The sequence below is a fragment of the Streptomyces sp. NPDC097595 genome (genome assembly GCF_044761525.1).
Lineage (GTDB): Bacteria > Actinomycetota > Actinomycetes > Streptomycetales > Streptomycetaceae > Streptomyces > Streptomyces drozdowiczii_A.
This window is the reverse complement of record NZ_JBIWCN010000004.1, coordinates 53,348-75,554: the sequence shown is the minus strand read 5'-3', so window position 1 is coordinate 75,554 and position 22,207 is coordinate 53,348. Positions and strand designations below refer to the sequence as shown.

At 72.9% G+C, this 22,207-nt stretch carries 18 protein-coding genes and 1 pseudogene; 13 read left to right on the top strand and 6 right to left on the bottom strand.

Annotated elements, in window-relative coordinates; all coding sequences use genetic code 11:
* Nucleotides 1-104 precede the first annotated feature (104 nt).
* The 5 genes from ACIQZN_RS07460 (at nt 105) to sucD (ending at nt 7,097) form a co-directional block, all read left to right on the top strand.
* Nucleotides 105-1,217 carry an AAA family ATPase gene (locus tag ACIQZN_RS07460; protein WP_403989293.1) on the top strand — a complete coding sequence of 371 codons (1,113 nt, stop codon included), beginning with the start codon at nt 105-107 and terminating at the stop codon, nt 1,215-1,217.
* Complete coding sequence (locus ACIQZN_RS07455) at nt 1,214-3,601, top strand: DUF5682 family protein (RefSeq protein WP_403989291.1); 2,388 nt, start codon at nt 1,214-1,216, stop codon at nt 3,599-3,601. The genes ACIQZN_RS07460 and ACIQZN_RS07455 overlap by 4 nt, the downstream gene beginning before the upstream one ends.
* On the top strand, nt 3,598-4,785 hold the full coding sequence (locus tag ACIQZN_RS07450) for a vWA domain-containing protein (RefSeq protein ID WP_403989289.1): 1,188 nt from the start codon (nt 3,598-3,600) through the stop codon (nt 4,783-4,785). Before ACIQZN_RS07455 ends, ACIQZN_RS07450 begins: the two co-directional genes overlap by 4 nt.
* Before the next feature lie 224 nt (nt 4,786-5,009).
* Complete coding sequence (sucC, locus tag ACIQZN_RS07445) at nt 5,010-6,191, top strand: ADP-forming succinate--CoA ligase subunit beta (protein ID WP_073862690.1); 1,182 nt, start codon at nt 5,010-5,012, stop codon at nt 6,189-6,191.
* Nucleotides 6,192-6,212: 21 nt separating this feature from the next.
* Nucleotides 6,213-7,097 carry a succinate--CoA ligase subunit alpha gene (gene sucD / locus ACIQZN_RS07440; RefSeq protein ID WP_403989287.1) on the top strand — a complete coding sequence of 295 codons (885 nt, stop codon included), beginning with the start codon at nt 6,213-6,215 and terminating at the stop codon, nt 7,095-7,097.
* Between the two features lie 100 nt (nt 7,098-7,197).
* Here the strand turns inward: sucD and ACIQZN_RS07435 are convergent, their stop codons facing one another.
* Nucleotides 7,198-8,400 (bottom strand): helix-turn-helix domain-containing protein, encoded by a 1,203-nt coding sequence (locus ACIQZN_RS07435; RefSeq protein WP_403989285.1) that lies wholly within the window; start codon nt 8,398-8,400, stop codon nt 7,198-7,200.
* A gap of 125 nt (nt 8,401-8,525) precedes the next feature.
* Here ACIQZN_RS07435 and ACIQZN_RS07430 point away from each other — a divergent pair, with 125 nt between their 5' ends.
* Nucleotides 8,526-10,064 (top strand): DUF6350 family protein, encoded by a 1,539-nt coding sequence (locus ACIQZN_RS07430; protein WP_403989893.1) that lies wholly within the window; start codon nt 8,526-8,528, stop codon nt 10,062-10,064.
* Here the strand turns inward: ACIQZN_RS07430 and ACIQZN_RS07425 are convergent.
* Nucleotides 10,054-10,896, bottom strand: coding sequence for a hypothetical protein (locus ACIQZN_RS07425; RefSeq protein ID WP_403989283.1), 843 nt, complete (start codon nt 10,894-10,896; stop codon nt 10,054-10,056). The genes ACIQZN_RS07430 and ACIQZN_RS07425 overlap by 11 nt on opposite strands.
* 297 nt (nt 10,897-11,193) lie before the next feature.
* Between ACIQZN_RS07425 and purN the strand changes: the two genes are divergently transcribed.
* Together purN and purH are read left to right on the top strand one after the other, a co-directional pair.
* Nucleotides 11,194-11,850: a phosphoribosylglycinamide formyltransferase gene (gene purN, locus ACIQZN_RS07420; protein WP_161211252.1), complete on the top strand. Its 657-nt coding sequence runs from the start codon at nt 11,194-11,196 to the stop codon at nt 11,848-11,850.
* Nucleotides 11,837-13,390 (top strand): bifunctional phosphoribosylaminoimidazolecarboxamide formyltransferase/IMP cyclohydrolase, encoded by a 1,554-nt coding sequence (gene purH / locus ACIQZN_RS07415; protein ID WP_403989281.1) that lies wholly within the window; start codon nt 11,837-11,839, stop codon nt 13,388-13,390. Before purN ends, purH begins: the two co-directional genes overlap by 14 nt.
* A gap of 84 nt (nt 13,391-13,474) precedes the next feature.
* On the opposite strand, the gene ACIQZN_RS07410 is transcribed toward purH, so the two are convergent.
* On the bottom strand, nt 13,475-14,059 hold the full coding sequence (locus tag ACIQZN_RS07410) for an RDD family protein (RefSeq protein ID WP_403989279.1): 585 nt from the start codon (nt 14,057-14,059) through the stop codon (nt 13,475-13,477).
* Between the two features lie 227 nt (nt 14,060-14,286).
* On the opposite strand from ACIQZN_RS07410, the gene ACIQZN_RS07405 reads away from it, so the two are divergent.
* The 3 genes and pseudogenes from ACIQZN_RS07405 (at nt 14,287) to ACIQZN_RS07395 (ending at nt 16,975) form a co-directional block, all read left to right on the top strand.
* Nucleotides 14,287-15,156 carry a bifunctional methylenetetrahydrofolate dehydrogenase/methenyltetrahydrofolate cyclohydrolase gene (locus ACIQZN_RS07405; protein ID WP_018101118.1) on the top strand — a complete coding sequence of 290 codons (870 nt, stop codon included), beginning with the start codon at nt 14,287-14,289 and terminating at the stop codon, nt 15,154-15,156.
* A 42-nt stretch (nt 15,157-15,198) separates the two neighbouring features.
* A pseudogene (locus tag ACIQZN_RS07400) lies at nt 15,199-15,615 on the top strand (DUF3017 domain-containing protein); the annotation flags it as partial.
* 370 nt (nt 15,616-15,985) lie between these two features.
* On the top strand, nt 15,986-16,975 hold the full coding sequence (locus ACIQZN_RS07395; protein ID WP_376456262.1) for a malate dehydrogenase: 990 nt from the start codon (nt 15,986-15,988) through the stop codon (nt 16,973-16,975).
* Between the two features lie 75 nt (nt 16,976-17,050).
* Here the strand turns inward: ACIQZN_RS07395 and ACIQZN_RS07390 are convergent, their stop codons facing one another.
* The gene (locus ACIQZN_RS07390; protein ID WP_403989276.1) at nt 17,051-17,773 is read right to left on the bottom strand and encodes an isocitrate lyase/phosphoenolpyruvate mutase family protein; all 723 of its coding nucleotides are present in this window, start codon (nt 17,771-17,773) and stop codon (nt 17,051-17,053) included.
* Nucleotides 17,774-17,781: 8 nt separating this feature from the next.
* A complete protein-coding gene (locus ACIQZN_RS07385; protein ID WP_403989274.1) occupies nt 17,782-18,291 on the bottom strand; it encodes a carboxymuconolactone decarboxylase family protein in 510 nt (169 codons plus the stop codon).
* A gap of 47 nt (nt 18,292-18,338) precedes the next feature.
* Here ACIQZN_RS07385 and ACIQZN_RS07380 point away from each other — a divergent pair, with 47 nt between their 5' ends.
* Complete coding sequence (locus ACIQZN_RS07380; RefSeq protein ID WP_403989272.1) at nt 18,339-19,745, top strand: PLP-dependent aminotransferase family protein; 1,407 nt, start codon at nt 18,339-18,341, stop codon at nt 19,743-19,745.
* Nucleotides 19,746-19,752: 7 nt separating this feature from the next.
* Here the strand turns inward: ACIQZN_RS07380 and rocD are convergent, their stop codons facing one another.
* Nucleotides 19,753-20,958 carry an ornithine--oxo-acid transaminase gene (rocD, locus tag ACIQZN_RS07375; protein WP_403989270.1) on the bottom strand — a complete coding sequence of 402 codons (1,206 nt, stop codon included), beginning with the start codon at nt 20,956-20,958 and terminating at the stop codon, nt 19,753-19,755.
* 179 nt (nt 20,959-21,137) lie between these two features.
* Between rocD and trpS the strand changes: the two genes are divergently transcribed.
* A complete protein-coding gene (gene trpS / locus ACIQZN_RS07370) occupies nt 21,138-22,151 on the top strand; it encodes a tryptophan--tRNA ligase (RefSeq protein ID WP_403989268.1) in 1,014 nt (337 codons plus the stop codon).
* The last annotated feature ends 56 nt before the right edge of the window (nt 22,152-22,207 follow it).

Below are 22,207 nucleotides of genomic sequence, written 5' to 3'. Positions count from 1 at the left end.
CTGACAATCGCCCTGACCTGCGCAAAGGTCGATTGTCAGTGCCATGGTGCACGGTGGAACCACATCCGGCCGACCGACCTGGCGACCGATCCGGAGGGGGATCCATGACCGTGTCCGAAACCACCCAGACAAGCTCAGCCGAGGCGCTGCGCCCGCATGCCGAGGACGCCTTCGCCGACGAGCTGAAGGCACTCGCGGCCGCCGACGACCGTCCCAGGCCCGAGCGTTGGCGCCTGTCGCCCTGGGCCGTCGCGACGTATCTGCTCGGCGGCACCCTGCCCGACGGCACCGTCATCACACCCAAGTACGTGGGCCCGCGCCGCCTCGTCGAGGTCGCCGTCACCACGCTCGCCACCGACCGGGCGCTGCTGCTCCTCGGCGTCCCCGGCACCGCCAAGACCTGGGTGTCCGAGCATCTGGCGGCCGCCGTCAGCGGTGACTCGACGCTGCTCGTCCAGGGCACGGCCGGCACCCCGGAGGAAGCCGTCCGCTACGGGTGGAACTACGCGCAGCTGCTCGCCCACGGCCCCAGCCGCGACGCGCTCGTGCCCAGTCCGCTGATGCGCGCCATGTCCCAGGGGATGACCGCCCGTATCGAGGAACTGACCCGCATCCCCGCCGATGTGCAGGACTCGCTGATCACGATCCTCTCCGAGAAGACCCTGCCCCTGCCCGAGCTGGGCCAGGAGGTCCAGGCAGTGCGCGGGTTCAACGTCATCGCGACAGCCAACGACCGCGACCGGGGCGTCAACGAGCTGTCCAGCGCCCTGCGCCGCCGGTTCAACACCGTCGTCCTGCCGCTGCCCGCGACCCCGGAGGCGGAGGTCGAGATCGTCTCCCGCCGCGTCGACCAGGTCGGCCGCTCCCTCGACCTGCCGGCCGCGCCCGACGGCCTCGCCGAGATCCGCCGCGTCGTCACGGTCTTCCGCGAACTGCGCGACGGCGTCACCACCGACGGCCGCACCAAGCTCAAGTCCCCCTCGGGGACGCTCTCCACGGCCGAGGCCATCTCCGTCGTCACCAACGGCCTCGCCCTCGCAGCCCACTTCGGGGACGGCGTGCTCCGCCCCGGCGACGTCGCGGCCGGCATCCTCGGCGCCGTCGTCCGCGACCCGGCGGCGGACCGGGTCATCTGGCAGGAGTACCTGGAGACCGTGGTCCGCGAGCGGGACGGCTGGAAGGACTTCTACCGCGCCTGCCGGGAGGCGTCCGCATGACCGGCACCCGTGCGGCGGGGCCGCTGCTGCTGGGGGTGCGGCACCACGGCCCCGGCTCGGCCCGCGCCGTCCGCGCCGCCCTCGACACGGCGGACCCGCGCGCGGTCCTCATCGAGGGCCCGCCCGAGGGCGACGCGCTGCTGCCGCTCGCCGCCGACGAGGAGATGCGGCCCCCGGTCGCCCTGCTCGCCCACGCGGTGGACGACCCCGGCCGGGCGGCGTTCTGGCCGTTCGCCGAGTTCTCCCCCGAGTGGGTCGCGATCCGCTGGGCCCTGGACCGGGACGTCCCCGTCCGCTTCATCGACCTGCCCGCCGCGCACTCGCTCGCGATGGAGGCCGACGACGACGCCTCCGAGGACGAGCCCGGCGAACGGCCGGTCCCCGTCGACCCGATCCGGGTGCTCGCCGAGACCGCCGGATACGACGACCCCGAGCGCTGGTGGGAGGACGTGGTCGAGCACCGCGTCCCCGGCAGCGGCGAGGCGGCCGGACCGCTCGCCGCGTTCGCCGCGCTCGGCGAGGCGATGACGGCGCTCCGCGAGGCGTACGGGGACGGCGGGCATCCCAGGGACGCGGTGCGCGAGGCGTACATGCGCATCCAGATCCGTACGGCGAAGAAGGAGTTCGGCGACGACTTCGCCGTGGTCTGCGGCGCCTGGCACGTCCCCGCCCTGCGTACGCGTACGACCCTCACCGCCGACCGGGCCCTGCTCAAGGGCCTGCCCAAGGCCAAGGCCGAACTGACCTGGGTGCCCTGGACCCACCGCAGGCTCGCCCGGCACAGCGGATACGGCGCGGGCATCGAGTCGCCCGGCTGGTACGAGCACCTCTTCGCCGCCCCGGACCGCCCCATCGAGCGGTGGATGACGAAGGTGGCCGGCCTCCTGCGCGACGAGGACCGGTTCGTCTCGTCCGCCCACGCCATCGAGGCCGTCCGGCTCGCGCAGACGCTCGCCGCGATGCGCGGCCGCCCGCTCGCCGGGCTCAGCGAGACGACCGACGCGATCCGGGCCGTCATGTGCGAGGGCTCCGACGTGCCCCTCGCGCTCGTCCACGACCGCCTCGTCGTCGGCACCACGCTCGGCGAGGTCCCCGACACCGCCCCCGCCGTCCCCCTCCAGCGCGACCTGACCCGGCAGCAGCGCACCCTGCGGCTCAAGCCGGAGGCCGACGAGCGGGAGATCGAGCTCGACCTGCGCAAGGACACCGACGCGTCGCGCAGCCGCCTGCTGCACCGGCTGCGCCTCCTCGGCATCGCCTGGGGCGAACCGGCCACGGGGCGGGGGAGCACCGGCACCTTCCGGGAGAGCTGGCGGCTGCGCTGGGAGCCCGAGCTGTACGTGCGCGTCGCGGAGGCGGGCGTCTGGGGCACCACCGTGCTCTCCGCCGCCACCGCCCGCGCCGAGTCCGACGCCCTGGCCGCGACCGCGCTCGCCGAGGTCACCGGGCTGGCCGAGCGCTGCCTGCTCGCCGATCTGCCGGACGCCCTGCCGGTCGTGATGCGGGCCCTCGCCGACCGCGCCGCGCTCGACTCCGACGTCGGCCACCTCGCGGACGCCCTCCCGGCCCTGGCCCGCACCCTGCGCTACGGAGACGTCCGCGCCACGGACACCACCGCCCTCGGCGAGGTCGCGGCCGGCCTCGCGGAGCGGATCTGCGTCGGCCTGCCCCCCGCCTGCACCGGGCTCGACGCCGACGGGGCCGAGGCGCTGCGCCGCCAGGTGGACGGCGTCCACACCGCGATCGGGCTGCTCGCCGGCGCCGTCCCTTCGAGCGCGGACGGGCTGCGGACACGGTGGCGCGCGGTGCTGCACAAGCTCACCGTCCGGGACACCGTCGCGGGCGTCATCCGGGGCCGGGCCGCCCGGCTGCTCCTGGACGACGGCCACCTCGACCAGGAGGCCGCCGCCCGGCTGATGGGCCTCGCCCTCTCCCCGGGCACCCCGCCGGCCGACGCCGCCGCCTGGATCGAGGGGTTCGTCGGCGGAGCGGCGGGCGGCGGCATGCTCCTCGTCCACGACGAACGGCTGCTCGCCCTGGTCGACGCCTGGCTCACCGGAGTCCCCGCCGACACGTTCACCGACGTGCTGCCCCTGCTGCGGCGCACGTTCTCCGCGTACGAAGGGGGCGTCCGGCGCACCCTGGGCGACCTCGTCCGGCGCGGCCCGGCCCCGGCCGGGGCCCCGGGTGCCGGCTCCCCGGCGGGCGCGGGCGCCACGGCACCGGGCTTCGGGCCGGTCCTGGACGCCGCCCGCGCGGACGCGGTGGTCCCGGTCCTGCGCCTGCTCCTCGGCCTGGACGAGGCCGCGAGCCCTGCCCCCGCGGCACCGGCGCCCGGCGCCCCCGCCCACCACGACGACCCACCCCTGGGGGAAACGGCATGACGACCAACGACACAGCCCACGACGAGCGGCTGCGCCGCTGGCGCCTGGTGCTGGGCGCCGACAGCGAGGAGGGCACCGGCCGGAAGCTCACCGGCCGCGACGCCGCGATGGACCAGGCGCTCACCGCGCTCTACGAGAGCGGCGGACGCCCCGGCGGCCGGGGCGGGGGCGGCCGCTCCGCCGGGCTCGGCGCCTCCGCGCCCTCCGTGGCCCGCTGGCTCGGTGACATCCGGACGTACTTCCCCAGCTCCGTCGTCCAGGTCATGCAGCGTGACGCGATCGACCGCCTCGGCCTCTCCGCGCTCCTGCTCGAACCGGAGATGCTGGAGGCCGTCGAGGCCGACGTCCACCTCGTCGGCACCCTGCTCTCGCTCAACAAGGCCATGCCCGAGACGACGAAGGAGACCGCCCGGGCCGTGGTCCGCAAGGTGGTCGAGCAGCTGGAGAAGCGGCTCACCACCCGCACCCGGGCGACCCTCACGGGCGCGCTCGACCGGTCGGCGAAGGTCACCCGCCCCCGCCACCACGACATCGACTGGGACCGCACCATCCGGGCCAACCTCAAGCACTACCTGGAGCTGCCCGGCCGGGACGGCGCCGGCACGATCGTCCCCGAACGGCTCATCGGCTACGGCCGAGCCGCCCAGTCCGTGAAGAAGGACGTCATCCTCTGCATCGACCAGTCGGGCTCGATGGCCGCCTCCGTGGTCTACGCGTCGGTGTTCGGCGCCGTGCTCGCCTCGATGCGCTCGCTCCGGACCCGGCTGGTCGTCTTCGACACGGCGGTGGTCGACCTCACCGACCAGCTGGACGACCCCGTCGACGTCCTGTTCGGCACCCAGCTCGGCGGCGGCACCGACATCAACCGCGCCCTCGCCTACTGCCAGTCCCGGATCACCCGCCCGGCCGACACCGTCGTCGTGCTCATCAGCGACCTGTACGAGGGCGGCATCCGCAACGAGATGCTGAAGCGGGTCGCCGCGATGAAGGCGTCGGGGGTGCAGTTCGTGACCCTGCTCGCGCTGTCCGACGAGGGCGCCCCGGCCTACGACCGCGATCACGCCGCCGCCCTGTCCGCCCTGGGCGCTCCCGCCTTCGCCTGTACGCCGGACCTCTTCCCCGACGTGATGGCCGCCGCGATCGAGAAGCGGCCTCTGCCGATACCCGACAAGGAGCCTTCCTGACCGGCGCCCGTGCCCCCACCAGGGCGGTTCTGTGACCGTAATCACCGCCCAGGTGTGATCTGCGATTTAGGGTCACACCGGCCTCGGGGATAACCTGCGAGATGGACATGCCGCGTATCCGGTCACCGTGTGCGCCTTCCTAGTGACACCGCAGTCACGTTGCCCCTCGCGGCACGCCCACGCAGAAAACCAACCGCGAGACCATTGATAAGGGACGGACGCGCGTGGACCTGTTCGAGTACCAGGCGAGGGACCTCTTCGCCAAGCACGGTGTACCGGTGCTGGCCGGTGAAGTCATCGACACGCCTGAGGCAGCCCGCGAGGCGACCGAGCGGCTGGGCGGCAAGTCGGTCGTCAAGGCGCAGGTGAAGGTCGGCGGCCGCGGCAAGGCCGGCGGCGTCAAGCTGGCGGCGAACGCCGACGAGGCGGTCGCCCGTGCGACCGACATCCTCGGCATGGACATCAAGGGCCACACGGTCCACAAGGTGATGATCGCCGAGCTGTCGCCGGAGATCGAGGCGGAGTACTACGTCTCGTACCTGCTCGACCGCACCAACCGCACCTTCCTGGCCATGGCCTCGGTGCAGGGTGGCATGGACATCGAGGAGGTCGCGGAGAAGACCCCCGAGGCCCTCGCGAAGGTCCCGGTCAACGCCGTCGACGGCGTCGACATCGCCAAGGCCCGCGAGATCGTGGCCCAGGCGAAGTTCCCGGCCGACGTGGCCGAGGGTGTCGCCGAGGCCCTGGTCACCCTGTGGGAGACCTTCGTCGCCGAGGACGCGCTCCTCGTCGAGGTCAACCCGCTGGTGAAGACCAAGGACGGCCGCATCCTGGCCCTGGACGGCAAGGTCTCGCTCGACGAGAACGCCGACTTCCGCCAGCCGGAGCACGAGGCGCTCGAGGACAAGGCCGCGGCCAACCCCCTTGAGGCCGCCGCCAAGGCCAAGAACCTCAACTACGTCAAGCTCGACGGCGAGGTCGGCATCATCGGCAACGGCGCCGGTCTGGTCATGTCGACCCTGGACGTCGTCGCGTACGCCGGTGAGAACCACGGCAACGTGAAGCCCGCCAACTTCCTCGACATCGGTGGCGGCGCCTCCGCCGAGGTCATGGCGAACGGCCTGGAGATCATCCTCGGCGACCCGGACGTCAAGTCCGTCTTCGTCAACGTCTTCGGTGGCATCACCGCCTGCGACGAGGTCGCCAACGGCATCGTCCAGGCCTTGGAGCTGCTCAAGTCGAAGGGCGAGGCCGTCACCAAGCCCCTCGTCGTGCGTCTCGACGGCAACAACGCGGAGCTGGGTCGCAAGATCCTCTCCGACGCCAACCACCCGCTGGTCCAGCGCGTGGACACCATGGACGGCGCGGCCGACAAGGCCGCCGAGCTCGCCGCGGCTGCGAAGTAAGGAAGAGGGACTCAGACCACCATGGCTATCTTCCTCACCAAGGACAGCAAGGTCATCGTCCAGGGGATGACCGGCGCCACGGGCATGAAGCACACCAAGCTCATGCTCGCCGACGGCACCAACATCGTCGGCGGCGTCAACCCGCGCAAGGCCGGCACGACCGTCGACTTCGACGGCACCGAGGTCCCCGTCTTCGGCTCCGTCGCCGAGGCGATGGAGAAGACCGGCGCCGACGTGTCCGTCCTCTTCGTGCCGCCGGCCTTCTCGAAGGCCGCCGTCATCGAGGCGATCGACGCCGAGATCCCGCTCGCCGTCGTGATCACCGAGGGCATCGCCGTCCACGACTCGGCCGCCTTCTGGGCGTACGCCGGCGCGAAGGGCAACAAGACCCGGATCATCGGTCCGAACTGCCCCGGCCTGATCACCCCCGGCCAGTCCAACGCCGGCATCATCCCGGGCGACATCACCAAGCCCGGCCGCATCGGTCTCGTGTCCAAGTCCGGCACGCTGACCTACCAGATGATGTACGAGCTCCGTGACATCGGCTTCTCGTCCGCCGTCGGCATCGGTGGCGACCCGGTCATCGGCACGACGCACATCGACGCCCTCGCGGCGTTCGAGGCGGACCCCGAGACCGACCTGATCGTCATGATCGGCGAGATCGGCGGCGACGCCGAGGAGCGCGCGGCCGACTTCATCGCGAAGAACGTCACCAAGCCGGTCGTCGGTTACGTCGCGGGCTTCACCGCCCCCGAGGGCAAGACCATGGGCCACGCGGGCGCCATCGTCTCCGGCTCCTCCGGCACCGCCGCCGCGAAGAAGGAGGCCCTTGAGGCCGCCGGCGTGAAGGTCGGCAAGACGCCGACCGAGACCGCCAAGCTGGCGCGCGAGATCCTCGGCGCCTGACCCCGCCGCCGCGATCGCGCGGCAGGGTGTCACCGTACGCACGACGCGGGCCCGTCCCCCTCACCCGGGGGACGGGCCCGCGTCGTCGTACGCGACCGGTTCAGCCGGCCTCGGGCACCAGCCGGGACGGACCGTGGAAGACCTCGTCGCCGAGCTTCTTCCGCAGCTTGACGTCCTGCGGGGTCAGCTTCTGCGGGCCCCCGACCGGCGGCACCCCGCCGACCTGCTGGGCGGGCGCCGGGGGCGTCTCGTACCGCCGGGGAGCCGTCGCCAGCGTGATCAGCGTGAGCCCCACGATCAGCACGGTGAACGCGACGGCCGTCCGGGCCCACAGCTGCGCCTTGCGTTCGCTGCCGGTACGGATCAACTCCGGCACGGGCAGCGGGGCGACGGGCCGGCTGCGGGCGAGGGTGCCCAGGTGCTCGTGGATCAGCGCGGCCTGCCCGTCCGGTGCGTCCGGCTCCGCGATCTCGGGCAGCCGCTCGGCGACCGCCGCCCGCGCCGTCACCAGCCGCCCGGCAGCGGCCCGGGTGCTTGCCTCGGTCTCCGCCGCCGTCTCCGGCAGCCCGAGACCCACCCCGTCGTGCAGCACCAGCGTGCGGCGGTACGAGGGGGGCAGCGCCAGGAGCGCGTCGAGCAGCGCCCGCGAGGCCGGTGCCTCGGGCGGCGGGTCGAGGCGGCGGTGCTCCCGGTTCAGCCGGCGCCACGGCGACATCGCGTACTCGTACGCGGCGGCCCGCACCCAGCCGACCGGGTCCCGGTCCACCGCGACCTCCGGCCACCGCTCCCAGGCCCGCTCGAACGCCTTGGCCACGGCCGCGCGGGACAGGGCGCGCTGCCCGGTCAGCAGATAGGTCTGCTGGAAGAGGGCGGCTGCGGCGTACCGGTACAACGCGTCGAACGCGGCAGCGGGCGCGTCGTCCGCGTGGCCGGTGTCGGCCTCGACAACCTCGGCATCCTCTACGGTGTCGGCCTCGACAACCTCGGCATCCTCGACGGTCTCGTCCGGTTCGGTGGCGGCCATGGCTACGCTCCCGGGGGCTTCGACAGGAACCGGAGGGGGAGGGGGTGCCGGAGGTGCCGGGGCGGCCACGACCACCCCGATCAGCCGGGCGTACGCCTCGCGCTTGCGGCCGCGCGGGCTGCTGCGGCCGGTCTCCCAGGCCCGCACCGTCGCCCGGGTCACGCCGACGGCCGACGCGACCTGGTCCTCCGTCAGCGACAGGGCCTCCCGCAGCCTGCGCCGTTCCTTCGGCGAGGGCAGCGGAGGGGCGGCAGCCTTCTCGGACGTGCTCTGCGTCATGAGGGCCGCCCGCACGGCCTGCACCGGGTGAAAAAGTACATAAACGTATATTGATCGACACCCCGGCTGTTCGCCCGTTACACGAAATAAGCGCGTGTCGTTGGCAGCATGACCGCGTGACCCAAGTGACCGAACGCAGCCCCTTGTTGTCGCAGGGTGAACGGGGACGGCCCGTCGTACTGGTCTCGGCGGTGCTGCGCGGGGCCGTCGCGGCCGGGCTCGGCCTGGGCTCCCTCGCCGTCCTCGTCGCCGCGCTCTGGATCAGCTCACCGGCCCCGGACAGCGGTCCCGGCGAGGCGTTCCACGCGGCGGCCGGCCTCTGGCTCCTCGCGCACGGCGCCGAACTGGTCAGGACCGAGACGCTGACCGGCGCCCCGGCACCGATGGGCGTCGTCCCGCTGCTGCTCTCCGTGCTGCCGGTGTGGCTCGTGCACCGGGCGGCCAGGGACGTGCTGGAGCCCGAGGAGGGGCGCGGCGCCCCGTCGCCCGGGGCCGCTTTCGCCCTGGTGACGGGCGGATACCTGCTGGTCGGCGGGGCGGTCGCCCTCTACGCGCGCGGCGCGTCCCTGTCCGCGCGCCCGCTCTCCCTGCTCTTCCCCGGCGCCCTCGTCGTGGCGGGCGCGGCGGCGGCCGGGGTGTGGACGGCCCGCGGGCGCCCGCTCGGCCCGCCGCCCTCCTGGGCGCCGGTGCGGCTGCACGAGGCGATGGCGCGCAGCCGGTTCCTGCGGCGGGCCGACGCGGTGGGCCGGGCGGCGCTGGCCGGGACCGCGGTGCTGCTGGGCGGCGGCGCGCTGGTCGTCGCGTCGGCCCTGGTGTGGCACGGCGCACCGGTCCAGGAGTCGTTCCTCCGGCTCTCCGGCGACTGGGGCGGCCGCATCGCCGTCCTCCTGCTGGCGCTGGGGCTCGTGCCGAACGCGGCGGTGTGGGGCACGGCGTACGGGCTCGGCCCCGGGTTCGCCCTCGGCACGGCGTCGACGGTCGCCCCGCTGGCCTTCACCGGGCCCCCGGCCGTCCCCGACTTCCCGCTGCTGGCCGCGATGCCCGCGCACGGCCCGGGCGCGCCGCTGAACTGGGCGGCCGGGGCGGTCCCGGTGGCGGCGGCGCTGACGGTGGCCTGGTTCACCGTACGGAGGGCCGTGCCGGCCGAAGGCGTACGGGAGGACGCGTGGGGCATGGGGGAGACGGCGCTCACCACCGCACTGGGGGCGGTCGGCTGCGGGCTCGGCGCGGCGCTGTTGGCGGCGGCCGCCGGGGGACCGCTCGGCACCCACGCCCTGGCGGACTTCGGCCCGGTGTGGTGGCTCACCGGGGCGGCGGCGCTGGCGTGGACGACGGTCATCGGCGTCCCCGCGGCCCTGCTGCTCCGGGCCTGGCGGCTGCGCGGACGCAAGAAGGAGAACGCGGAGCCGGCGGAGCCGGGAACCACGGCGCACGCGGTGAGCACGGCCAAGGCCCCCAAGCCCCCCGCCCCCAAGCCCCCCGCCCCCGAGCCGCCCCTCCCCGCGCAGGACGCGAAGGACGAAGACGAAGGCGAGAGCCAGGACGCAGACGACGACGAGGACGACCTCGACGCGTACGACTTCCTGCCCACCGACCCCTGGCACGCCCGGGAGACCGAGCGGGAGGCCGACGCGCCCCCCGGCCCCCCGGCCGCTAGCGCTTGACGCCGAAGAAGGGCTCCAGCGGCTTCGGGAGTAGATCGTTGCAGGTCAGCTGGCCCGACTTGGTCAGGGCGTCGTTCACACAGGTGTAGTAGTCGCGGTAGACCATCTGCACCGTGAACGTCGTCGCGACGATCGCCAGCGCGACCACGCCCGTCACCAGACCGCTCACCGCGGCCGTGGTCTGCTGCCGGCCCCCGCGCTGCGCGGCGAGCGTGTCCGGCGCGGGAGCGGTCCCGTCCGCCCCGGCACCCTCCGTCCGAGCAGGCGCGGCGGCACCCGCCACCGGCGGCTTCGGCTTGGCGCGCAACGCGCTGACCGCCCAGTACGTGGCGAGCGCGCCGAGCAGCAGGGCGATCTCCGAGAAGTCGAAGATCGCGAAGAAGAAGGCCCACATGCCGGAGAGCAGCGCATAGCGGGCGCGGCGCTGGATGGGGTCGGTCGGGTCCCAGCGCGGACCGGCCGGGGGTCTCTCCGTACCGCCGGGGCCGGAGGGCCGCCCGCCGAAGGAGCCGTTCTGGCGGCCGGGCTGCTGACTGCTCCACTGGCTGCCCCACACGGGCCGGTCGTCGGACGGTCCGCCCTCGGGCCGGTCGTCACCGTTCGCGGACCCGTTGGACGACCCGTCCGGGGAGCCGGACGGGTGGCGCGGCTGCCAGGGCTGGTCGGGCCGGCCCTCGGGCGGCGGCGCGAAGGGGTTGTCGTCGTTCGGGCTCCCCGAAGAACCGGAGGAACCGGAGGAGCCGGACGAGGACGAGGAGGAGCGCTCGCGCATCAGCACGGTGGCCCGCTCGGGCAGCGGCTGGCGGAAGGCGGTGCGGCGTCGGTCCGGCATGTGGTGAACGTCTTCCCCATCTCGTCGTTTCCGCCCGGCGGACGGTTCGCTGCCCCTGACGCTACCTTCCGGTGCGGAGGGGCCGAAAGCGGGGAAGCGCGGGGGTCCGTCACCCCCGTCAGACAGGGGTGCGGCGAGGTGCCGGTATCGTTGCTGACGGTCGGCCCGTTCGTATAGTTCCCCGTATGGGGGAGCGCGCTTCTTTCGTACGACCGTACAAATCGCAGGCCGCCGCCCCGGTGCCGTGGTGGCGGGCCGGCCGCTTCGAACCGCTCGCACGCGAGAAAGGGCCCAGCCGTGGCCTCCCCGCTTCCCTCCGCCGCCCCGGCCCGTGTGGTCGTCCTGGTCTCCGGTTCCGGTACGAACCTCCAGGCGCTGCTCGACGTGATCGGTGACGATCCCGAGGGCTTCGGCGCCCGGATCGTCGCGGTCGGCGCCGACCGCGACGGCATCGCCGGCCTGGAACGGGCCGAGCGCGCCGGGCTCCCCACCTTCACGTGCCGCGTCAAGGACCACGCCACCCGCGAGGAGTGGGACGCCGCGCTCGCCGAGGCGACCGCCGCGCACCGGCCGGACCTCGTGGTGTCCGCCGGGTTCATGAAGATCGTGGGCAAGGAGTTCCTGGCCCGGTTCGGCGGCCGGTTCATCAACACCCACCCCGCCCTGCTCCCCAGCTTTCCCGGTGCCCACGGCGTGCGTGACGCGCTCGCGTACGGCGTGAAGGTCACCGGGTGCACCGTCCACTTCGTCGACGACGGCGTCGACACCGGTCCGATCATCGCGCAGGGCGTGGTCGAGGTGACCGAAGAGGACACCCCGGAGGGCGAAGCGGCCCTCCATGAACGCATCAAGGAAGTCGAGCGCAAGCTGCTCGTCGAGGCCGTGGGGCGGCTCGCCCGTGACGGCTATCGCATTGAGGGACGAAAGGTTCATCTCGGTCATGTCGGAGAATAAGCCCATCCGCCGCGCCCTGGTCAGCGTCTACGACAAGACGGGCCTCGAAGACCTCGCCCGCGGCCTGCACGAGGCGGGTGTCGAGCTGGTCTCCACCGGCTCCACCGCCGGAAAGATCGCCGCCGCCGGTGTCCCGGTCACCAAGGTCGAGGAGCTGACCGGCTTCCCCGAGTGCCTCGACGGCCGCGTCAAGACGCTGCACCCCCGCGTCCACGCCGGCATCCTCGCCGACCTGCGCCTCGACGCGCACCGCGAGCAGCTGGCCGAGCTGGGCGTCGAGCCGTTCGACCTGGTCGTCGTCAACCTGTACCCGTTCAAGGAGACCGTCGCCTCCGGCGCGTCCGACGACGAGTGCGTCGAGCAGATCGACATCGGCGGCCCGTCGATGGTCCGCGCCGCCGCCAAGAACCACCCCTCCGTGGCCGTCGTCACCAGCCCGGAGCGTTACGCCGACGTGCTCGCCGCGGTCGAGGCGGGCGGCTTCGACCTGACCGCCCGCAAGCGGCTCGCCGCCGAGGCGTTCCAGCACACCGCCGCCTACGACGTGGCCGTCGCCGGCTGGTTCGCCGCCGACTACGCCGCCGCGGACGACTCCGGCTTCCCGGACTTCTTCGGTACGACGTACGAGCGCCAGGACGTCCTGCGCTACGGCGAGAACCCGCACCAGCCCGCCGCGCTCTACACCTCGGGCACCGGCGGCCTGGCCGGCGCCGAGCAGCTGCACGGCAAGGCGATGTCCTACAACAACTACACGGACACCGACGCCGCCCGGCGCGCCGCGTACGACCACGCCGAGCCGTGCGTCGCGATCATCAAGCACGCCAACCCGTGCGGGATCGCCATCGCCGACGACATCGCCGAGGCGCACCGCAACGCGCACGCCTGCGACCCGCTGTCGGCGTACGGCGGTGTCATCGCCGTCAACCGCCCGGTGACCGTCGCCATGGCCGAGCAGGTCGCGGAGATCTTCACCGAGGTCATCGTCGCCCCGGCGTACGAGGACGGCGCGGTCGAGGTCCTGGCGCGCAAGAAGAACATCCGCGTGCTGCGCGCCCCCGAGGCCCCGTCCGCCGAGGTCGAGGTCAAGCAGATCGACGGCGGCGCGCTGCTCCAGGTCACCGACCGCCTCCAGGCCGAGGGCGACGACCCGGCCAACTGGACGCTCGCCACGGGCGACGCGCTCTCCGCCGACGAGCTGAAGGAGCTCGCCTTCGCGTGGAAGGCGTGCCGGGCCGTCAAGTCCAACGCCATCCTGCTCGCCAAGGGCGGCGCCTCGGTCGGCGTCGGCATGGGCCAGGTCAACCGGGTCGACTCCGCGAAGCTGGCCGTCGAGCGCGCGGGCGAGGAGCGGGCCGCCGGTTCCTACGCGGCGTCCGACGCCTTCTTCCCCTTCCCGGACGGGCTGGAGATCCTGACCGCCGCGGGCGTCAAGGCCGTGGTCCAGCCGGGCGGTTCGGTCCGCGACGAGCTGGTGGTCGAGGCCGCGAAGAAGGCCGGCGTGACGATGTACCTCACGGGCACCCGGCACTTCTTCCACTGAGCCGGCTCGTCCCCGTACGACCGAGGGCCGTAACCCCACGCGATGCGCGTGCGGTTACGGCCCTCGGGCCTGTCCGAGGAGCGGTCAGCCGACGCGCACCACGACGCTGGAGCAGACCTTGTCCGCGAACGTCTGGTTCTTGTCGTCCCAGAGCGGCCACAGCCAGCCGATGTAGCAGGCGATGCTGTCCAGGAAGTGGGCGATGTTGCGGACGAAGGCCATGCCGAAGCCGAGCGGCCGGCCGTCGGCCTCGCGCAGCAGGCTGATGCCGAGGGCCTTCTTGCCGACGAACTGGCCCGTCGTGCCCTCCTTGTACAGCTTGAAGAGGCCGAGGCCGATGCCTACGAGGATGCCGAGCGCCGCGATGCCGCTGCCCGCGCCGCCGCCGACACCCGCGCCGATGCCCACGATCACGCCGTAGGGGATGGCGATGACGAAGCTGTCGATCACGATCGCGCCGACGCGCCGCCACCAGCCGGACAGCGGCGGGCGGGCACCGTAACCGGGCTGCTGGCCGTAGTCGCCGCCGGGCACCGGCGGGGCCGTCGGGTAGCCGTAGCCCTGCTGCGGCACCCCCTGCGGGGCCTGCGGGTAGCCGTAGCCCGGCTGCTGCGGCTGGCCGGGCTGCTGCCCGTAGGGGTTGTTCGGGTTCGGGTCGCCGAAGCTCATGGGCGTTCCTCCAACAGACGTACGGGGACGGTGCGGCCGCACGGAGGAGAGAGAAAACGTCAGCGGTCCAGCCCCCCGGTCACTGCTGCGGCACAGCGGCCTTCATCGTTATAAGCGGTTAGTACGTTTGTCCAGCCGCTGTCCAAGAAGTTGTCCAAGTGCAACCTCGCGTCCACGCCTGGTACCTGATTGGTCCGAGGGCGGGGTCATCCGGGAGTATGGGGACCATGACTGCCCAGATTCTCGATGGCAAGGCCACCGCAGCCGCGATCAAGTCCGATCTGACCGCCCGCGTGGCGGCCCTCAAGGCCCGGGGCGTCACGCCCGGCCTGGGAACCCTGCTGGTCGGGGACGACCCGGGCAGCAGGTGGTACGTGAACGGCAAGCACAAGGACTGCGCGCAGGTCGGCATCGGCTCCATCCAGCGCGAACTGCCCGACACCGCCACGCAGGAGGAGATCGAGGCCGTCGTCCGCGAGCTCAACGCCGACCCCGCCTGCACGGGCTACATCGTGCAGCTTCCCCTCCCCAAGGGAATCGACACCAACCGCGTCCTGGAACTGATGGATCCGGCCAAGGACGCGGACGGCCTGCACCCGATGAACCTCGGCCGCCTGGTGCTCAACGAGACCGGCCCGCTGCCCTGCACCCCGCAGGGCGTCGTCCAGCTCCTGCGCCACCACGGCGTCGAGATCAACGGCGCCCACGTCGTGGTCGTCGGACGCGGTGTCACCATCGGGCGGTCCATCCCGCTGCTGCTCACCCGCAAGTCGGAGAACGCCACGGTGACCCAGTGCCACACCGGCACCCGGGACCTGGGCGCCCACCTGAAGCAGGCCGACATCATCGTCGCCGCCGCGGGTGTGCCGCACATCATCAAGCCCGAGCACGTGAAGCCGGGCGCCGCCGTCCTGGACGTCGGCGTCAGCCGCGACGAGAACGGCAAGATCGTCGGCGACGTCCACCCCGGTGTGGCCGAGGTCGCCGCCTGGATCTCGCCGAACCCGGGCGGTGTCGGCCCGATGACCCGCGCCCAGCTGCTCGTCAACGTGGTCGAGGCCGCCGAGCGCGACGCCGCGGCCGTCTCCGCCGGCTGACCCGTGGACGCTGGTACGAGTCCGGACACCGGCTCCACGGAGGCGGCGGCTCCCGCGGCCACCCGGCGGGCCCGGCGGTTCTCGCTGACCCGGGACACCGCGCGGCCCGAGGGCGGCGGCCGGGCGGCCGGCGGGGACGCGCCCGCCCCGGCCCGGCAGTGGCCGCTGCTCGCGGTCCTCTGCACGGCCGGGGTCGGACTGCTGATCGTGGCGGCCGATCCCTTCGACGAGGCCTTCCGCGTCGGCACGATACTGATCGGCGTCGGCCTCGTCCTGGGCGCGGTCCTGCGCGTGACCGTCCGGTCGGTGGGCATGCTCGCGGTGCGGTCCCGCTTCACGGATCTGGTGACGTACGGCCTGCTCGGCGTCCTCATCGTGCTGCTCGCGCTGGTCGCGCAGCCGGGGCCGTGGCTCGACATCCCGTTCCTGGAGGACGCGGTCCACTTCACGGTCCGCTGACCCGCGCTCCGATGAGCGGAAGAACCGGTGGCCGTCCCCTCCCCCGAGAAGGGACGGACACCGGAGTCGGGGGCAACCTCGGAGCGCGAAGCTCCCGAAGCGGCGGTTGAGCGGCCTTGCCCCGTCCTGCGTCCAGCCTTGTTGACGGCCCTCACCCGTTCAAGGGATGGCTTGCCCCTGTGGCACGGAAGTGACCATTCCGCCACGGTGTGATCGACAGGCAACATCGGCAGGCAACGGGGGCCGGGCGGCCGCGGGGTTCCGGGTCGGATAGCCTGGCCGACGGATATCTCTTCACATCAAGATTCAGGGAGATGTCCCGCACCAGGGGCCAGGAGCCCGGACCGCCAGCTGTCTAACGGAGATCGCCATGACCCGCACTCCCGTGAATGTCACCGTGACCGGCGCAGCCGGCCAGATCGGCTACGCGCTGCTCTTCCGCATCGCCTCCGGCCACCTGCTCGGCCCGGACGTGCCGGTCAACCTGCGTCTCCTGGAGATCCCCCAGGGGCTGAAGGCCGCCGAGGGCACCGCGATGGAGCTCGACGACTGCGCCTTCCCGCTGCTGCGCAACATCGAGATCACCGACGACGCCAACGTCGGCTTCGCCGGTGCGAACGTCGCCCTGCTCGTCGGCGCCCGCCCCCGCACCAAGGGCATGGAGCGCGGCGACCTGCTCTCCGCCAACGGCGGCATCTTCAAGCCGCAGGGCAAGGCGATCAACGACAACGCCGCGGACGACATCAAGGTCCTCGTCGTCGGCAACCCGGCCAACACCAACGCGCTCATCGCGCAGGCCGCCGCCCCGGACGTCCCGGCCGAGCGCTTCACCGCGATGACCCGCCTGGACCACAACCGCGCGATCTCGCAGCTGGCCGCCAAGACCGGCGCCGCCGTCTCCGACATCAAGAAGCTGACGATCTGGGGCAACCACTCGGCCACCCAGTACCCGGACATCTTCCACGCCGAGGTCGCCGGCAAGAACGCCGCCGAGCTCGTCAACGACGAGGCGTGGCTCGCCGACACCTTCATCCCGACCGTCGCCAAGCGCGGCGCCGCGATCATCGAGGCCCGTGGCGCGTCCTCCGCCGCCTCCGCCGCCAACGCCGCCATCGACCACGTGTACACCTGGGTCAACGGCACCGCCGAGGGCGACTGGACCTCGATGGGCATCCCGTCGGACGGCTCCTACGGCGTGCCCGAGGGCATCATCTCGTCCTTCCCGGTCACCACGAAGGACGGAAAGTACGAGATCGTCCAGGGCCTGGACATCAACGAGTTCTCCCGTGCGCGCATCGACGCCTCGGTGAAGGAGCTCACCGAGGAGCGCGACGCGGTCCGCGAGCTCGGCCTCATCTGAGACACCGCCCCTCAGGGGTACGCACACGCCCCCGGCAGCCGCAGCGCTGCCGGGGGCGTGGTGTTTGTTACGGGGTCAGAGCCCGGCCGCGATCTCCCGCACCGCCGCCATGGCCCGGCGCTGGAGCCCCGGCCCGAAGGTGATCCGGGTCGCCCCCAGCTCACCGAGGCGGCGCGGCCCCGGCCCGTCCGGCCGGGCCAGTGCGTTCAGCGGCAGCCCCGGCAGGGCGCCGGCCAGCGGGCCGAACACTTCGGCGGGGGCCGCGATCGGGTACAGGCAGTCCGCGCCCGCCGCCGCGTACAGCCGCGCCCGGCGCAGGGTCTCCGCCGCCGGGTCCACCCCGTCCGGGACACCCGTGACGTACGTGTCGATCCGGGCGTTCACGAACAACGCGTCCCCGGCCGCCGCCCGCACCGCGGCCAGCCGGTCCGCCTGCCGTCCGGCGTCCAGCAGGACCCCGTCCACCGTGTCCTCCAGGTTGCAGCCGACGGCCCCGGCCGCGAGCAGCCGCTCCACCAGCTCGCCGGGCGGCAGCCCGTACCCGGCCTCGATATCGGCGGAGACCGGTACGGAGACGGCCCGGGCGATCCGCGCCACCGCCGCGAACATCTCGTCGGCGGGCGTCGACCCGTCCTCGTAACCCAGGGACGCGGCGACCCCCGCGCTCGGCAGGGCGAGCGCGGGGAAGCCGGCGTCCGCGAAGGCACGGGCGCTCGCGGCGTCCCACGGGCCGGGGAGGACCAGCGGGTCGCCGGGGGCGCGGCCGTGGTGCAGGGCCCGCAGGCCCGACGCGGTCATCGGGCCGCTCAGCCGTGGTCGCCGGGCGTGTAGTGGCCCGGCACCATGCGGGTGGTCACGGCGAACCGGTTCCAGGCGTTGATCGTGATGATCGCGCCGATGAGGTGGGCCAGCTCCTCCTCGCCGAAGTGCTTCGCGGCCCGCGCGTACACCTCGTCCGGCACGAAGCCGTCGGTCAGCACGGTCACCGCCTCGGTCAGCTCGATCGCGGCGATCTCCTTCGGCGTGTAGAAGTGCTGCGACTCCTCCCAGGCGCTGAGCTGGACGATCCGCTCCAGCGACTCGCCCGCCGCGAGCGCGTCCTTGGTGTGCATGTCCAGGCAGAACGCGCAGTGGTTGATCTGCGAGGCGCGGATCTTCACCAGCTCGGCGATCACCGGGTCGATGCCCCTGCGGGCGGCGGCGTCCAGCCGGGCCATCGCCTTGTAGACGTCGGGAGCGTGCTGCGCCCAGGCCAGGCGCGGGGTGTGCTCGGGGCAGTAGTCGGAGCCGCTGTTGCTGTTCTCGTTCGTCGTCATGCCCTCAACGCTACGGGGGGAGTGGCGCAGCGGTATGGTCCATTTCCATGACAGATGCCTGGGCCACTTTCGGCGCCGACCTCCATATCGACCCGACCGGCTCGACCGGTCTGCGGGCCGGCCTGATGGACGCCCTGCGCGAGGCCGTCCGCACCGGCCGGCTGACCCCCGGCACCCGCCTGCCGTCCTCCCGCACCCTCGCCGCCGACCTCGGCATCGCCCGCAACACCGTCGCCGACGCCTACGCGGAGCTCGTCGCCGAGGGCTGGCTCACCGCCCGCCAGGGCTCCGGCACCCGGGTGGCCCGCCGCGCCGACCCCCGGCCCCCGGCGGCCGCCACGCCTCCCCGCACGAAGCCGCCGCGCACCGCACCCGCGTACAGCCTGAAGTCGGGCACCCCGGACCTCGCCACCTTCCCGCGCGCCGAGTGGCTGAAGGCCGCCCGGCGCGCCCTGTCCGCCGCGCCGAACGACGCCTTCGGCTACGGCGACCCGCGCGGCCGGATCGAGCTGCGCACCGTCCTCGCCGAGTATCTGGCCCGGGCGCGCGGGGTGTACGCCGACCCGGACCGGATCATCGTCTGCTCCGGATTCGTGCACGGCCTGATGCTGCTCGGCAAGGTGCTGCGCCGGCGCCGGGTCCGCGAGGTGGCCGTGGAGTCGTACTGCCTCGGCGTCCACACCCGCCTGCTCACCGAGGCCGGGCTGCGCATCCCCTGCCTGCCGCTCGACGAGCTCGGCACCCGGACCGGCGAGCTGCACACCCTGCGCCAGGCGGGCGCGGTCCTGCTGACCCCGGCCCACCAGTTCCCCACGGGCGTCCCGCTCCACCCGGACCGGCGGGCGGCGGCCGTCGACTGGGCGCGGGCCACCGGCGGGCTGATCCTGGAGGACGACTACGACGGCGAGTTCCGGTACGACCGCCAGCCGGTCGGCGCCCTCCAGGGCCTGGACCCGGAACGCGTCGTCTACCTGGGCACCGCCAGCAAGTCCCTGGCACCGGGACTGCGGCTCGGCTGGATGGTGGTGCCGCGCGCCCTGGCCGCCGAGATCGCCGAGGCGAAGGGGGCGAGCGACTGGGCGCCGGGCGCGCTGGACCAGCTGACGCTCGCGGAGTTCATGGCCTCGGGGGCGTACGACCGTCATGTGCGGTCCATGCGGCTGCGTTACCGCAACCGGCGCGACCAGCTCGTCGCCGCGCTGGCCGAGCGCGCCCCGCACATCCGGGTCAGCGGGATCGCCGCCGGGCTGCACGCCGTCCTCGAACTGCCGGAGGGCGGCGAGGCCGAGGTGATCCGGGCGGCGGCCTGGCAGGGCCTCGCGGTCGAGGGCCTGGCCTTCTACCGCCACCCGGACGCCGACCTGAAGCGCGAGGCGCTGGTCATCGGCTACGGCACCCCGACGGACAGCGCCTGGGCGGGGGCCCTGGAGGCGCTGCTGCGGGTGCTGACCTGAGGACTCCTCAGCCCCGCAGCACCTCCCGCAGCTGGTCGAGCCCCCAGTCCAGGTCGTCCTTGCCGATCACCAGGGGCGGGGCGATCCGGATCGTGGAGCCGTGGGTGTCCTTCACCAGGACCCGGCGCTCCATCAGCCGTTCGGAGATCTCCCGGCCCGTGCCCAGCTCCGGTTCGATGTCCACGCCCGCCCACAGTCCGCGTCCCCGTACGGCCCGCACCGCGCCCCCGCCCACCAGGAGCCCCAGCTCGTGGTGGAGGTGGTCGCCCAGCTCGGCGGCGCGCTGCTGGTACTCGCCGGTGTTCAGCATGGCGATGACCTCCAGCGCCACCGCGCAGGCCAGCGGGTTGCCGCCGAACGTCGAGCCGTGCTCCCCGGGGCGGTACACGCCGAGCACCGACGCCGACGACACCACGGCCGACACGGGCACCACACCGCCGCCGAGCGCCTTGCCCAGGAGGTACATGTCGGGGACGACGCCCTCGTGTTCACAGGCGAAGGTCTTCCCAGTCCGCCCCAGGCCCGACTGGATCTCGTCCGCGATGAACAGCACGTCCCGCTCACGGGTCAGCTCCCGCACCCCGGCGAGATAGCCGGGCGGCGGCACCAGCACGCCCGCCTCGCCCTGGATCGGCTCGATCAGCACCGCCACGGTGTTCTCCGTCATGGCCTCGCGCATCGCGGTGAGATCCCCGTACGGCACGATCTCGAAGCCGGGGGTGTACGGGCCGAAGTCGGCGCGGGCCTCCGGGTCCGTGGAGAAGCTGATCACCGTGGTCGTCCGGCCGTGGAAGTTGTCGGCGGCGACGATGATCTTCGCCATGCCGTCCGGGACGCCCTTGACCCGGTAGCCCCACTTGCGGGCGGTCTTCACCGCCGTCTCGACGGCCTCCGCCCCGGTGTTCATCGGGAGCACCATCTCCATGCCGCACAGCTCCGCGAGGCGCGTACAGAAGTCGGCGAACCGGTCGTGGTGGAAGGCCCGGGAGGTGAGCGTGACCCGTTCCAGCTGGGCCCGCGCCGCGTCGATCAGCCGGCGGTTGCCGTGGCCGAAATTGAGCGCCGAGTATCCGGCGAGCATGTCGAGGTAGCGGCGCCCCTCGACATCGGTCATCCAGGCCCCGTCCGCCGTGGCGACGACGACGGGCAGCGGGTGGTAGTTGTGCGCGCTGTGCGCCTCGGCGGAGGCGATGGCGTTTTCCGTGGTCGACACGGGATCTCCGATCGTCGTGCGGCGTGGGCCTTGGGTGGGCCCACTTTCTATCGTCGGTCGGTTCGTCCGCGAGGAAACCTTCGGCGCACGGCGCGCCCGCGGATACCGCTGCGGAGGCCCGTCGGGCGATTCCTCCACCGGCTGCCCGGGAAGGGCCGCACACCTGAGACAATGAGCCCATGGCCTCTGAACGTCCCCGCGTGCTCTCCGGAATCCAGCCCACCTCAGGCTCGTTCCACCTCGGCAACTACCTCGGCGCCGTCCGCCAGTGGGTGGCCCTGCAGGAGTCCCACGACGCCTTCTACATGGTGGTCGACCTGCACGCGATCACCGTCGCGCAGGACCCGGCGCAGCTGCGGGAGAACACCCGGTTCGCCGTGGCCCAGCTGCTGGCCGCCGGGCTCGACCCCGAGCGCTGCACGCTGTTCATCCAGAGCCATGTGCCCGAGCACGCCCAGCTGGGCTGGGTCATGAACTGCCTGGCCGGCTTCGGCGAGGCGTCCCGCATGACGCAGTTCAAGGACAAGTCCGCCCGGCACGGCGCCGACCGCACCACGGTCGGCCTGTTCACCTACCCGATGCTGATGGTCGCCGACATCCTGCTCTACCAGGCCGACGAGGTCCCGGTGGGCGAGGACCAGCGCCAGCACCTGGAGCTGACCCGTAATCTCGCCGAGCGGTTCAACAGCACCTACGGCGAGACCTTCACCGTCCCGGACCCGTACATCCTCAAGGAGACGGCGAAGATCTACGACCTCCAGGACCCGTCCTCGAAGATGAGCAAGTCGACGGCGAACCCGAAGGGTCTGATCAACCTCCTGGACGAGCCGAAGGCCACCGCCAAGAAGGTGAAGAGCGCTGTCACCGACACCGACACGGTGATCCGCTTCGACCGGGCGGAGAAGCCCGGCGTCAGCAACCTGCTCACCATCTACTCGACGCTCACCGGTGCCTCGGTCCCGGAGCTGGAGCAGAAGTACGAGGGCAAGGGCTACGGCGCGCTGAAGACGGACCTCGCCGAGGTCATGGTCGACTTCGTCACACCGTTCCGCACGCGGACGCAGGAATATCTGGACGACCCGGAGACGCTGGACTCCATCCTGGCCGAGGGCGCCGAGAAGGCGCGGGCCGTGGCGGCGGAGACCCTGGCGCTCACCTACGACCGGATGGGCCTTCTGCCCGCCAAGCACTGAGTCCAAGGACCCTGGCGGCACAGGGCCCGCAGGCGGCACACTTGCGGCGTGATGCT